This window comes from Pseudomonas fluorescens (assembly GCF_001623525.1).
Classification (GTDB): domain Bacteria; phylum Pseudomonadota; class Gammaproteobacteria; order Pseudomonadales; family Pseudomonadaceae; genus Aquipseudomonas; species Aquipseudomonas fluorescens_Q.
Genome location: NZ_CP015225.1, coordinates 4,160,712 through 4,173,766, shown reverse-complemented (window position 1 = coordinate 4,173,766; position 13,055 = coordinate 4,160,712). Strand labels below are relative to the sequence as shown.

13 protein-coding genes are annotated in these 13,055 nt (G+C 61.5%); 7 read left to right on the top strand and 6 right to left on the bottom strand.

What is annotated here, in order from left to right:
* Positions 1 to 27 precede the first annotated feature (27 nt).
* The 7 genes from amaA (at position 28) to TK06_RS17905 (ending at position 8,292) form a co-directional block, all read left to right on the top strand.
* Positions 28 to 1,311 (top strand): L-pipecolate oxidase, encoded by a 1,284-nt coding sequence (gene amaA / locus TK06_RS17935; protein WP_063323165.1) that lies wholly within the window; start codon positions 28 to 30, stop codon positions 1,309 to 1,311.
* Positions 1,312 to 1,681: 370 nt separating this feature from the next.
* The gene (locus tag TK06_RS17930; RefSeq protein WP_063323164.1) at positions 1,682 to 2,818 is read left to right on the top strand and encodes a branched-chain amino acid ABC transporter substrate-binding protein; all 1,137 of its coding nucleotides are present in this window, start codon (positions 1,682 to 1,684) and stop codon (positions 2,816 to 2,818) included.
* A 164-nt stretch (positions 2,819 to 2,982) separates the two neighbouring features.
* Positions 2,983 to 3,897 (top strand): ABC transporter permease subunit, encoded by a 915-nt coding sequence (locus tag TK06_RS17925; RefSeq protein WP_063323163.1) that lies wholly within the window; start codon positions 2,983 to 2,985, stop codon positions 3,895 to 3,897.
* Between the two features lie 2 nt (positions 3,898 to 3,899).
* Entirely contained in the window at positions 3,900 to 5,180 is a 1,281-nt protein-coding gene (gene livM, locus TK06_RS17920) for a high-affinity branched-chain amino acid ABC transporter permease LivM (RefSeq protein ID WP_060739397.1), read from the top strand.
* Positions 5,177 to 6,049: an ABC transporter ATP-binding protein gene (locus TK06_RS17915; protein ID WP_063323162.1), complete on the top strand. Its 873-nt coding sequence runs from the start codon at positions 5,177 to 5,179 to the stop codon at positions 6,047 to 6,049. The genes livM and TK06_RS17915 overlap by 4 nt, the downstream gene beginning before the upstream one ends.
* Positions 6,046 to 6,762: an ABC transporter ATP-binding protein gene (locus tag TK06_RS17910; RefSeq protein ID WP_053117959.1), complete on the top strand. Its 717-nt coding sequence runs from the start codon at positions 6,046 to 6,048 to the stop codon at positions 6,760 to 6,762. The genes TK06_RS17915 and TK06_RS17910 overlap by 4 nt, the downstream gene beginning before the upstream one ends.
* 765 nt (positions 6,763 to 7,527) lie before the next feature.
* On the top strand, positions 7,528 to 8,292 hold the full coding sequence (locus TK06_RS17905; RefSeq protein ID WP_003197302.1) for an SDR family oxidoreductase: 765 nt from the start codon (positions 7,528 to 7,530) through the stop codon (positions 8,290 to 8,292).
* 138 nt (positions 8,293 to 8,430) lie between these two features.
* On the opposite strand, the gene TK06_RS17900 is transcribed toward TK06_RS17905, so the two are convergent.
* The 6 genes from TK06_RS17900 to TK06_RS17875 all read right to left on the bottom strand — a co-directional run bounded on the left by TK06_RS17900 (position 8,431) and on the right by TK06_RS17875 (position 12,756).
* Positions 8,431 to 9,564 carry an AGE family epimerase/isomerase gene (locus tag TK06_RS17900; protein ID WP_063323161.1) on the bottom strand — a complete coding sequence of 378 codons (1,134 nt, stop codon included), beginning with the start codon at positions 9,562 to 9,564 and terminating at the stop codon, positions 8,431 to 8,433.
* A gap of 184 nt (positions 9,565 to 9,748) precedes the next feature.
* Positions 9,749 to 10,321 carry a HupE/UreJ family protein gene (locus TK06_RS17895; RefSeq protein ID WP_063323160.1) on the bottom strand — a complete coding sequence of 191 codons (573 nt, stop codon included), beginning with the start codon at positions 10,319 to 10,321 and terminating at the stop codon, positions 9,749 to 9,751.
* Between the two features lie 31 nt (positions 10,322 to 10,352).
* Positions 10,353 to 10,967, bottom strand: a complete 615-nt coding sequence (ureG, locus tag TK06_RS17890) for an urease accessory protein UreG (RefSeq protein ID WP_003197309.1) — start codon at positions 10,965 to 10,967, stop codon at positions 10,353 to 10,355.
* Positions 10,968 to 10,976: 9 nt separating this feature from the next.
* Positions 10,977 to 11,651: an urease accessory protein UreF gene (locus TK06_RS17885; RefSeq protein ID WP_063323159.1), complete on the bottom strand. Its 675-nt coding sequence runs from the start codon at positions 11,649 to 11,651 to the stop codon at positions 10,977 to 10,979.
* Positions 11,648 to 12,148, bottom strand: a complete 501-nt coding sequence (gene ureE, locus TK06_RS17880; protein ID WP_063323158.1) for an urease accessory protein UreE — start codon at positions 12,146 to 12,148, stop codon at positions 11,648 to 11,650. The genes TK06_RS17885 and ureE overlap by 4 nt, the downstream gene beginning before the upstream one ends.
* Before the next feature lie 224 nt (positions 12,149 to 12,372).
* Positions 12,373 to 12,756 carry a DUF6124 family protein gene (locus TK06_RS17875; RefSeq protein WP_063323157.1) on the bottom strand — a complete coding sequence of 128 codons (384 nt, stop codon included), beginning with the start codon at positions 12,754 to 12,756 and terminating at the stop codon, positions 12,373 to 12,375.
* Positions 12,757 to 13,055 lie beyond the last annotated feature (299 nt).

The following is a 13,055-nucleotide window of genomic DNA, read 5'->3' as shown; positions in this document are numbered from 1 at the left end:
GCAGCTGCTCCTGACCAGGAGCTGGCAATGCCGTTACGCGAAGAATGTCTATGGGAAAAACTGACGCCGCAAAGGCCTGAAAACAGCGGGCTCACCGGTGAAGTCACGGCCGACGTCTGCGTGATCGGCGCGGGTTTTACCGGGTTATCGGCGGCGGTGCATTTGCTCGAACAAGGCAAGCGCGTGGTTGTGCTGGAAGCCCATCGGGCCGGGCACGGCGGATCGGGGCGTAACGTCGGGTTGGTCAACGCCGGCCTATGGATCCCGCCGGATGACATCGAGGCCGGGTTCGGCGAGGCGGTGGGCAGCCAGCTCAACCGCATGCTGGGGGCTGCACCGGCCCTGGTGTTCAGCCTCATCGACAAATACAACATCGATTGCCAACTGCGCCGCGAAGGCACCTTGCACATGGCCCATAACGCCCGGGGCGAGGCCGACCTGCGCAGTCGTGAAGAGCAATGGAAGCGCCGCGGTGCCCCGGTGGAATTGCTCACCGGCCAGGCCTGTGTCGATGCCACCGGCACGTCGAAAATCGCCGCGGCGCTGCTCGACCGTCGCGCCGGCACGCTCAACCCGATGGCCTACACCAGCGGGTTGGCCAAGGCGGCCACCGACCTTGGCGGTCAGTTGTTCGACCACTCGCCGGTGACGCACCTGGAACGCCAAGGCCAGCGCTGGTCGGTGCAGACTGCCCAGGGGGCGGTGCTGGCCGAGCAGGTGGTGATCGCCTCCAACGCCTACACCGAGGGCGACTGGACCGAGCTGCGGCGCAATTTCTTCCCCGGTTATTACTATCAGGTCGCCTCGGTCCCGCTGACCGACGAGGCCGCCCGACGCATTCTGCCGGGCGGGCAGGGCTCGTGGGATACCCGCCAGGTGTTGAGCAGCATCCGCCGGGACAAGGACGGCCGTTTGCTGCTGGGCAGCCTGGGCAACGGCAACCGCAAGCCGACCTGGTTCCTCAAGGCTTGGGCCGATCGGGTACAGCAGCACTATTTTCCTTACCTCAAGTCGGTGGAGTGGGAGTGCACCTGGACCGGTTGCATTGCTTTTACCCCCGATCACTTGATGCGCCTGTTCGAACCGGCTCCCGGGCTGGTGGCCGTTACCGGCTACAACGGTCGGGGCGTGACCACCGGCACGGTGGTTGGCAAGGCGTTCGCCGATTACCTGTGTCACGGTAACGCCCAGGCCCTGCCGATCCCGTTCGCCCCCATGCAGCCATTGGCCGGGGTGGGGTTGCGCAGTTGCCTGTATGAAGCGGGCTTTTCGCTGTATCACGCGGGCCAGTGCCTGCGGATCGTCATTTGAGTGTTGAAAATTGTTGCTGGAACCCGCGTTTTCTGGCGTAGCGTCTAGCCTGTTATGGTGCGGGTTGTAGCAATCGTGCACCGACAGTGTGCAGTTCGGTGACGTGGGTTGTTACACAGCGGTTGCACGCTGTTTCGTGCGATGGTTGCAATGATGGCTCACAGAGGGTTTCACTCATTTAAATAAAAGGTTGCACCTCGTGCGGTTTAGACGGTTGCACGCCCTATGAAAAAGGGCTCGAAACAGTCGAAATAACAATAAAGCAGCGACTTTTTTCAGAATAAAAAACCGATGGCACGGCCCTTGCTCTGAGCTTTTCAGTGAAATGAAGTCGCAGTGCCAACTAAAAAAAACCTTGGAGCACCACCTCATGTCCCAGACGTTTTACAAGAAAGGTTTCCTGGCCCTCGCAGTGGCAGCTGCGCTGGGTGTTTCTGCGTTTGCTCAAGCTGATGTGAAATTTGGTGTGGCGGGGCCGATGACCGGCGCCAACGCTGCATTTGGCGAGCAGTACATGAAGGGTGCCCAGGCGGCAGCCGATGCCATCAACAAGGCTGGCGGCGTCAACGGCGAGAAAATCGTACTGGTCGCGGGCGACGACGCCTGCGAACCCAAGCAGGCCGTGGCCGTGGCCAACCGCCTGGTCGACCAGGACAAGGTGATCGGCGTGGTCGGGCACTTCTGCTCGTCCAACACCATCCCGGCCTCCGAGGTCTACGACGAAGCTGGCATCATCGCCATCACCCCGGGCTCCACCAACCCCCAGGTCACCGAGCGCGGCCTGAGCGCCATGTTCCGCATGTGCGGTCGTGACGACCAGCAGGGCATCGTGGCGGGTGACTACATCGTCGACGTGCTCAAGGGCAAGAAAGTGGCCGTGCTGCACGACAAGGACACCTACGGCCAAGGCCTGGCGGATGCCACCAAGGCACAACTGGCCAAGCGTGGCGTGAAGGAAGTGCTGTACGAAGGCCTGACCCGCGGCGAGAAAGACTTCAGCGCCGTGGTCACCAAGATCCGTGCGGCCGGTGCCGACGTGGTCTATTTCGGTGGCCTGCACCCGGAAGCCGGCCCGTTGGTTCGCCAGTTGCGTGAGCAAGGGCTCAAGGACGTGAAGTTCATGTCCGACGATGGCATCGTGACCGACGAACTGGTCACCACCGCCGGCGGCGCGCAATACGTCGATGGCGTGTACATGACCTTCGGCGCCGACCCGCGCCTGCTGCCAGACAGCAAGGCCGTGGTTGAAGAGTTCCGCAAGAATGGCACCGAGCCTGAAGGCTACACCCTGTACGCCTACGCTTCGGTCCAGGCCCTGGCCGCCGGTTTCAATGGCGCCAAGTCCAATAAAGGCGAAGACGCGGCCAAGTGGCTCAAGGCCAACCCCGTCCAGACCGTGATGGGCAAGAAGGAATGGGACACCAAGGGCGACTTGAAAGTCTCCGACTACGTGGTCTATCAGTGGGACAAGGACGGCAAATACCACCAGCTGGAAAAACAGAAGTAAGGGCTGACGCGACCGTCAACGCCTCCTTTGGGGGCCGGGCAAACCCCGGTTTCCAAAGGGTGCGTGCAGGTCGTGCCTGACATTGCTCCGACGTTAATCTGTATTTTCCTTAGAAGAACCGCGCACCCAAAGGTGTGCAGGTTCTCACTGCGTGAGATTGCGTTATGGATGGTATTTTCCTGCAGCAACTGATCAATGGCCTGACCCTCGGGTCGGTCTATGGTCTGATCGCCATCGGCTACACAATGGTCTACGGCATCATCGGCATGATCAACTTCGCCCACGGCGAGGTTTACATGATTTCCGCTTACCTCGCGGCAATCAGTCTGGCTCTGCTGGCTTACTTCGGTATCGAATCCTTTCCACTCATGATCCTTGGCACGCTCGTGTTCACGGTGGTGGTCACCGGGGTATACGGCTGGGTCATCGAACGCGTCGCCTATAAACCCCTGCGCAACTCGACCCGGCTGGCACCGCTGATCAGTGCCATCGGTATTTCGCTGATCCTGCAGAACTACGCACAGATCAGCCAGGGTGCCCGTCAACAGGGTGTCCCGACGCTGCTTGAAGGCGCCATGCGCCTCGACATCGGCAGCGGTTTCGTCCAGCTCACCTACACCAAGATCTTCATCCTGATCGCCGCATTCGCCGGGATGGCGGTGCTGACCTACATCATCAAGTACACCAAGCTCGGGCGCATGTGCCGCGCCACCCAGCAAGACCGCAAGATGGCCTCGATCCTGGGGATCAACACCGATCGGGTGATCTCCTACGTCTTCATCATCGGCGCGGCCATGGCGGCCCTGGCCGGCGTGCTGATCACCATGAACTACGGCACATTCGACTTCTATGCCGGCTTCATCATCGGCATCAAGGCGTTCACCGCGGCGGTACTCGGCGGCATCGGCTCCCTGCCTGGGGCCATGCTCGGCGGGATCATCCTCGGGATTTCCGAGTCGCTGTTCTCCGGTCTGATCAACTCCGACTACAAAGATGTGTTCAGTTTCTCGCTGCTGGTGCTGATTCTGATTTTCCGTCCCCAAGGCCTGTTGGGTCGCCCACTCGTGGCGAAGGTATAAGTATGTCTGCTGCCAATAAACCGCTTGATATCAAACAGAGCGTCATCGACGCGATCCTGGCCGGCCTGATCTCGCTGATCGTGTTCGGGCCGATCGTCGGCGTGGTGCTCGACGGCTACAGCTTCAACTTGCAACCGGCCCGCGTCGGCTGGCTGGTGGCGATCGTGATGATCGGGCGCTTTGCCTTGAGCCTGTTCCTGCAAACCCCCAAGGGACTGAAGATTCTCCAGGGTTTCGAGAGCACCGGTTCCGGCGTGCATGTGCTGCCACCGGACTACAAGTCGCGGCTGCGCTGGATCATCCCGGCGTTGATCGTGATTGCCATCGTGTTTCCGTTCTTCGCCAACAAATACGTGCTCACGGTGGTCATCCTCGGGTTGATCTATGTGCTGTTGGGCCTGGGCCTGAACATCGTGGTCGGCCTGGCGGGGCTGCTCGACCTCGGCTATGTGGCGTTCTACGCCATCGGCGCCTATGGCCTGGCGCTGGGCTACCAATACCTGGGGCTGGGCTTCTGGACGGTACTGCCGCTGGCGGCCATTGCGGCGGCGATGGCGGGGTGCATATTGGGATTCCCGGTGTTGCGAATGCACGGTGACTACCTGGCCATCGTGACCCTGGGCTTTGGCGAGATCATTCGCCTGGTGCTCAACAACTGGCTGTCGTTCACCGGTGGGCCGAATGGCATGCCGGTTCCTTCGCCGACTTTCCTGGGCCTGGAGTTCGGCAGGCGGGCGAAGGATGGCGGGGTGCCATTCCATGAGTTCTTCGGCATCGACTACAACCCCAACATCAAATTCCTGTTCATCTACATCGTGTTGTTCATCACGGTACTGCTGGTGCTCTACGTCAAGCATCGCCTGACCCGCATGCCGGTCGGTCGTGCCTGGGAAGCCCTGCGCGAGGATGAAATCGCCTGCCGCTCCATGGGCCTGAACCATGTACTGGTCAAGCTCTCGGCGTTCACTATCGGTGCGTCCACGGCTGGCCTGGCCGGGGTGTTCTTTGCCAGTTACCAAGGCTTCGTCAACCCGTCTTCGTTCACCTTCTTCGAATCGGCGCTGATCCTGGCCATCGTGGTGCTCGGTGGCATGGGCTCGACGGTTGGCGTGGTGATCGCGGCATTCGTGCTCACCGTGGCACCGGAGCTGCTGCGCAGCTTCTCCGAATACCGGGTGTTGCTGTTCGGCGTACTGATGGTGTTGATGATGATCTGGCGTCCTCGCGGCCTGATCCGTATCAGCCGAACCGGCGTGACGCCGCGCAAGGGGGTTGCGCCATGAGCGAAGTCGTACTCAAAGTTGAAAACCTGATGATGCAGTTCGGTGGCATCAAGGCCCTCAGCGATGTCAGCCTGCAAGTCAAACGCAACTCGATCTTTGCCCTGATCGGTCCCAATGGCGCGGGCAAAACCACGGTGTTCAACTGCCTGACCGGTTTCTACAAGGCTTCGGGCGGCAAGATCGAGCTCAATGTGCGTGGCGAGCAAACCAACGTCATCAAGCTGTTGGGCGAGGCGTTTCGCCCGACTGATTTCGTGTCGCCGAAGTCCTTCGCCAGCCGGCTGTACTACAAGATGTTCGGCGGCACCCACTTGGTGAACCGCGCCGGCCTGGCGCGTACTTTCCAGAACATTCGCCTGTTCAAGGAAATGTCGGTGCTGGAAAACCTGCTGGTGGCCCAGCACATGTGGGTCAACCGCAGCATGGTGGCGGGTATCCTCAACACCAAGGGCTACCGCAAGGCCGAAAGCGACGCCTTGGATCATGCGTTCTATTGGCTGGAAGTGGTGGACCTGGTGGATTGCGCCAACCGTCTGGCGGGCGAGCTTTCCTACGGTCAGCAACGGCGCCTGGAAATCGCCCGGGCCATGTGCACACGCCCGCAGATCATCTGCCTCGACGAACCGGCCGCCGGCCTCAACCCTCAGGAAACCGAAGCGCTGAGCGCGATGATCCGGCTGCTGCGCGACGAGCATGATCTGACCGTGGTACTGATCGAACACGACATGGGCATGGTAATGAGCATTTCCGATCACATCGTGGTGCTGGACCACGGCAACGTGATCGCCGAGGGCGGTCCCGAGGCGATTCGCAACGATCCGAAGGTGATCGCGGCCTACCTGGGTGCCGACGAAGAGGAACTGGTATGAGTGGACCTATCCTCGAACTCAAGGAATTGGACGTGTTCTACGGGCCGATCCAGGCCCTGAAGAAAGTCTCGATGCACATTGGCGAAGGCGAGACCGTGAGCCTGATCGGCTCCAACGGGGCCGGCAAGTCCACGCTTTTGATGTCGATCTTCGGCCAACCGCGTGCCGCCGGTGGGCAGATCATCTACCAAGGCGTGGACATCACCCACAAGTCGTCCCACTACATCGCGTCCAACGGCATCGCGCAGTCGCCGGAAGGGCGGCGGGTGTTCCCCGACATGACCGTCGAGGAAAACCTGCTGATGGGTACCATTCCTATCGGTGACAAATACGCCAGCGAAGACATGCAACGCATGTTCGAGCTGTTCCCGCGACTCAAGGAGCGGCGCAACCAGCGGGCCATGACCATGTCTGGCGGCGAGCAGCAAATGCTCGCCATCGCCCGGGCATTGATGAGCCGGCCAAAGTTGTTGCTGCTCGATGAGCCGAGCCTGGGGCTGGCACCCATTGTGGTGAAGCAGATCTTCGCCACCCTGCGTGAGCTGGCATCCACGGGGATGACCATCTTCCTGGTGGAGCAGAACGCCAACCACGCCCTCAAGCTGTCGGACCGGGCCTATGTGATGGTCAACGGTGAAATTCGCCTGACCGGCACCGGCAAGGAATTGCTCGCCAACGAAGAGGTGCGTAACGCGTACCTGGGCGGTCATTGAGGCGGTTGTTGCAATGAAAAAACCGGCGAGTGATCGCCGGTTTTTTTATTCCTCGAATGCACCACTCATTCCCTGTGGGAGCGGGCTTTGGTCGCTTGGAGAATTGTGGACAACAATCCTTAGCCCTTGCGAAGCCGCGACATAAAGTCGCCGCAAATAGTTGTTTTGCCACGGTTTTGACTTGTCCCCGTTTGCTGTGGAACTGGCTGTGGGTAACGTGGGAGTAGCTGGCTGAAAGCCTTTGAATACGTGGCTTGCAGGGCTGTGATCGTTTTTTGATCAGGCGTTTTTAGTCAAGCGGGAATGGCTGTTGTCAACACTTTTGTGACCGCTGCAATGGGCTCGAAAGTCGCTGGGCAAGCCTGTGGATAAGTCTGTGGTTAAACTCTGGAAAGACGGCGCTGAGCAGCGTCGTTACTGGCTTGGAGCCATCGCCCATCTCGCATTGGCTTATAGCAGATAACTTGCGCTGCACAACCTCACTTGCAGGGTCAAGCGAAAAAATTTTCCAAATACCCCGCAAAGCCTTATGCACAGCGGCTTGCGGGTTTTGCACTTGCCCCCGATTACTGTGGACGTGCCTGTGGATAAGGTGCGGGCAACCGGCTGCGACCCTTGTTCGACAAGGCCTGGCGTTGATTGGTTGTTTTATGAGCAGTCGTTGGGAAAAGCCGCGTGCAAGCCTTGCCCCTGCCGTGCCAGGGCGGGCATGCTGTGGGCCGATTTCCATTCAATGGCTGTTGAAGTTCAAACAAGGAGAACACGATGTCTGACACCCTGTTTATTACCGGCGCGACGTCCGGTTTTGGTGAAGCCTGTGCCCGTCGTTTTGCCGAGGCCGGTTGGAAACTGGTGCTGACCGGTCGTCGTGAAGAACGCCTCAATGCCCTCTGTGCCGAGCTGTCGAAGCAGACTGAAGTCCATGGCCTGGTATTGGATGTGCGTGATCGCAAGGCCATGGAAGAGGCCATCGCCAACCTGCCGCCATCCTTCGCCAAATTGCGCGGGCTGATCAACAACGCCGGACTGGCCCTGGGCGTTGACCCTGCACCCAAGTGCGACCTTGATGACTGGGACACCATGGTCGACACCAATGTGAAAGGGCTGATCTACAGTACTCGCCTGTTGTTGCCGCGACTGATCGCCCACGGTCGTGGGGCCGGGATCGTCAACCTGGGTTCCATCGCCGGCAACTACCCGTACCCGGGCAGCCATGTGTATGGCGCGAGCAAGGCGTTCGTCAAACAGTTCTCCCTGAACCTGCGTTGCGACCTGCAAGGCACGGGCGTGCGGGTGAGCAATATTGAGCCGGGCCTGTGCGAGAGCGAGTTCTCCCTGGTGCGCTTCGGTGGCGACCAGGAGCGCTACAACGCGACCTACGCCGGCGCGGAGCCGATCCAGCCACAGGACATCGCCGATACGATTTTCTGGGTGCTCAATGCGCCAGCGCATATCAACATCAACAGCCTGGAGCTGATGCCGGTGAGCCAGACCTGGGCCGGGTTTGCCATTGAGCGCAACAAGACTTGATGGGGGACATCTGTGGCGAGGGAGCTTGCTCCCGTTCGGCTGCGAAGCAGTCGTCAGCTTTTGGGGCCGCTACGCAGCCCAGCGGGAGCAAGCTCCCTCGCCACAAAAGCTACAGGAGTCACAGAAGCCACAGCAGCGTTATGCCAGGTAGTCGGCCAGCCCGCGATAGCAGGTCAGCAGGTGATACGGCGTAGTGGACGGCATGTCCCGGCGGCTGACGACGCCGGCGGCGTCCAGGCATTCGTTCCAGCCCTTGGCATGCAGAAAATGCTGCTGCAGCGCGCGCAATTGACGCAGCAGCAGCCCCTGGCTGCCCGGGCGCAAGGTGAGTGCCCGCAAGTATTCCGCCTGGGCCCAGATGCGTTGGGTGGCATCGCGCGGGCCTGCCTGGGATCCCAAGGCCAGCGTTGCACACACAGCGCCGGAGTCCGGGGCGACGCCGCGTTGTTCGGTATGGCCGAAGCTGTGCTCCAGGGCCGCATGCAGCTTGCCGTCACGCAGCAGGGGTGAGGAAGCCAGCAGGAAATACCATTCGAACTGGTGCCCCGGTTCGAACCAGTTATCCACAGCCTTGAGCGGCTTCTCCATCATCACGCGTTGCTGCGGCTCGATGAAATGCTTGGACATCCCGTCGCAAAGGCTCAGCAGCGCCTGGCGGACGTTGGCGTCTTCGCGAACCGACAAGGTCGCGAGGAACGCTTCGGCCAGATGCATCAAGGGGTTTTGCAACGGGCCGGATCCGGTCGTTGACCAGTCGCGCTTTAGGCTGGCTTCGTAGAGGCCGTCTGCGCTGGCAAAGCGCCGGGCAATGACCTCCAGGCTCGCGTTGAGTACCGACTCCACCAGCGGTTCGCGGACCTTGCCCCAGTAATGGGCGCAGGCGAACAGGATAAAGGCGTGGGTGTAGAGGTCTTTGCCGGTGTCCAGCGGCGCGCCTTGCGGGTCGATGCTGTAGAACCAGCCGCCATGCTCGGCATCGTGGAAATGACGCTGCAGCGAGCGGAACAGTGCACTGGCCCGCTCCTCGGCCTGGGGCACTTCGCCGATCAGATTGGCGAACACATACAACTGCCGCGCACATGCCATGGCGCGGTAGCGCTGGGGTGGCAGCGGCACATGCTCGGCATCAAGGGATTCATAGGGCAACGCCAGTTCGGCATTCCAGCCCGGGCCTTGCCACATCGGCACGATCACGTCGTGAAAATGCTGACGCACCGTTGCGAACAGGGCGGTCAATTCAGGCTGGGGAGCGGGGCGGGAAGCATCAGGCATCGGCGGAGGTCGTCACGGCTGGGGGCGATTGCGCGACATGGTAGCAGAGTGGCAGGCCGTGGGAGATGGGGCGCCTGTCAGGCCGCCTTCGCGAGCAAGCCCGCTCCCACGTTAGGTGCGGTGTGCACCGATCAAATGTGGGAGTGGGCTTGCTCGCGAAGGGGTCTTTGCAGGCGCTAGAAAATCAACCCGCCAACAACCAAACCCCAGCTCCTGCCGAAGCCGCCCCAGCCAATCGAACCAACGGCGCCGCCGCTCGCGGCAACACCCGCACCAGGGCAAACCCGGCGCCATGCAACGCCGCCGTCGCTGCGACAAAGCCCACCGCATAGGCCCACGGGCTCGACATGTCCGGCAGTTCCAAGCCATGGGCCACGCCATGGAACAGCGCAAACAGTGCCGTCGCACCGACTGCCAGGCTCAATGGTGGACGCACCGCCAGTGCCACCGCCAGGCCCAGGGCGAGCACCGAGGCGGCGATCCCGCTTTCCAGCGCTGGCAGATCCAGGCCTTCAAAGCCCAGCAGGCCACCGAGCAGCATTGTACCGACGAAAGTGCAGGGCAGCGCCCAGCGCGCGGCGCCTTGTTGTTGCGCGGCCCACAAGCCGACCGCCAGCATCGCCAGCAAATGGTCGAGCCCACCGATGGGGTGGCCGAGGCCGGCGATCAGGCCATTGTCGCCATGGCCGGGATGGGCGAAGGCCAAGGCTGGGGTCAGCAGCAGGGCAAGGGCACCGAGGATGCGTTTGAAGTTCATGGATAAGCTTCCTTGTGGTCAGTCGGAAAGATCAGGCGGCGGTCAGCAGACCCTGGCGCTCGATGAAGGCAATGATGTCGTCCAGGCCCTGGCCGGTCTTCTGATTGCTGAATACGAAGGGCTTGCCGTTGCGCATCCGCCGGGTGTCGCTGTCCATCATTTCCAGGGACGCACCCACCAGCGGTGCCAGGTCGATTTTATTGATCACCAGCAGGTCTGATTTGCAGATGCCCGGCCCGCCCTTGCGCGGCAGCTTGTCACCGGCCGAGACGTCGATCACATAGATGGTCAGGTCCGACAATTCCGGGCTGAAGGTCGCCGACAGGTTGTCGCCGCCCGACTCCACCAGGATCAGGTCCAGGCCCGGGAAGCGCCGGTTCAACTGGTCCACCGCCTCCAGGTTGATCGACGCGTCTTCGCGAATCGCCGTGTGCGGGCAACCGCCGGTTTCCACGCCGATGATCCGCTCCGGCGCCAGGGCCTCGTTGCGCACCAGGAAGTCGGCGTCTTCGCGGGTGTAGATGTCGTTGGTGACCACCGCCAGGTTGTAGCGTTCACGTAGGGCCAGGCACAGGGCCAGGGTCAGGGCGGTCTTGCCGGAACCTACCGGGCCGCCGATACCGACGCGCAGAGGTTGTGTATTCATGAGTGTCTCCTAGGAACGGAACAGACGGCTGTACTGGCGCTCATGGGCCATGCACGCCAGGGACAGGCCAAATGCGGCGCTGCCGTAATGATCGGGGTCGATGTTCGAGGCGTCGCGCTGGGCCTGTTGCAGCAGCGGCAGCAGCTCGCTGGTCAGGCGCTGGGCCGCTTGCTGGCCCAGGGGCAGGGTTTTCATCAGCACCGCCAGTTGGTTTTCCAGCCAGCTCCACAGCCAGGCGGCGAGGGCGTCCTGGGGGGCTATCTGCCAGGCGCGGGCGGCCAGGGCCCAGCACAAGGCCAGGTGCGGCTCGCTGCGCTGTTCGAGAAAGTCTCGCGCGGCGCGGTCGAGTTCCGGCAGGCCCGCGAGCAATTGCTGCAACGAGTAGCCCATCTGCCGGCTCTCCTGATACAGCTCGCGGGTTTCCCGGCTGGCGCGGTGTTCTTCGCAACGTTGCAGCAGCACGTCCCAATCGTCAGCGGCGGCTGCGGTGCAGTGCGCCAGCAGCAAGGGCGCTTCGAAACGCGCCAGGTTCAGCAGCAGTTGATCGCTGATCCAGCGACGGGCGTCGTCAGGGTTTTTCACCTGGCCGTTGTCCACCGCCATCTCCAGCCCCTGGGAATAGCTGTAGCCACCAATCGGCAGTTGCGGGCTGGCCAGACGCAGCAGCGCCCAGGCCGGGTTCATGTGCGCACGCCGAACTGATGCAGGCGCGGCGCGTAGTTGAAATCTTCGTCGCCGTGCCGGGAGTGATGGTGACCGCCGCCATAGGCGCCGTGTTCCGGCTGGAACGGGGCTTCGATGGATTCGGCACGGGCGCCCAGTTGTTCGAGCATCGCCTTGAGCACGTAGTCGTCCAGCAGGCGCAACCAGCCATCGCCCACTTGCAGGGCGACATGGCGATTGCCCAGATGGTAGGCGGCGCGGGTCAGTTCGAAGGCGTTGGCGCAGGTGACATGCAGCAATTGTTCGGCGCGGGCGCAAACGCGCACGATGCGCCCGTCTTCAGCTTGCAGGCATTCGCCGTCGTACAGCGGCGGTTGGCCTCGTTCCAGGAACAACCCCACGTCTTCACCCTCGGCACTGAAACAGCGCAGGCGGCTTTTGCTACGGGCGTCAAAGGTCAGGTGCAGCTCGGCGTCCCAGCGCGGTTGAGTGTCGATTCTGCGATGAATCACCAGCATCGGAGTGCTTCCAGCAATGAACAGTGCTGTGTTTAGAGCAAGGGGCTTGCCAACCGAATGAGGTGTAGGAAATAGCTGGGATGGCGTTTCAGGATGGGGCGGATTGCGTGCCATGTTGGTGCGCGACGCGATGGCGCGCACCATTTTGCGGCTGACACAAAAAGAACCTGTGGGAGCGGGCTTGCTCGCGGAGGCGTCGGCTCAGCTTGCATCAAAACAAAGCGCTATCCCTTGGCACCAGGCGCCGCCATCTCCTTGGTTTCCAGATGATCCAACGCCCGCTCAACCAACAACTGCACCCCATCGGCCATCCGGCTGATCGCCAGGGCGACGCAGCGGCGTGAATCGTCCACGTCGTCAGCCAGGTCGGCGGCGATGGTGCTGATGGAGAGCAGGTCTTCGGAGGCGTTGGCGAGCAGGGTTTCGGTGTCGATGTGGGGGGACACGATGAAGAGTTGGTTTTTGTCAGGTTCGGGCGGTGAGGCGGGCTTGGGCTTGAGGTAGTAGTCGAGGGCGCGGGTGGCGGCGTCTTCGAGCTTTTTTTCTTCCTGTGCTTCGACGCGGGATTTGTGGCCGCTTTGCGGGGGATTCGGAGTTGCTTTGAACATAGTGAAAATTCCTGGAAGTGGAGCCGACACCCTCCGATTGCACGTCGAAAAATGGGTGGCAGCTGTACGTAGGTGTGCAAGACCGGTCCAGGAACCCGGCAGACCCGAAGGTCTCCCACGCGCAGCCGCCATAACAGTCGGCGAGCATAGAAAAATGCTCGGCGAATAGCCATAACGAATGCGTTCCTAGATCGGACTTGCACGTCCGTGTCACCGTTTTTTGCGATGACGAACAGAGGTTAGCGGCGCTCGAAAGCACTGCCTAGTTCATGAACAGCCCTGCGTGTTGAAGGAAATGT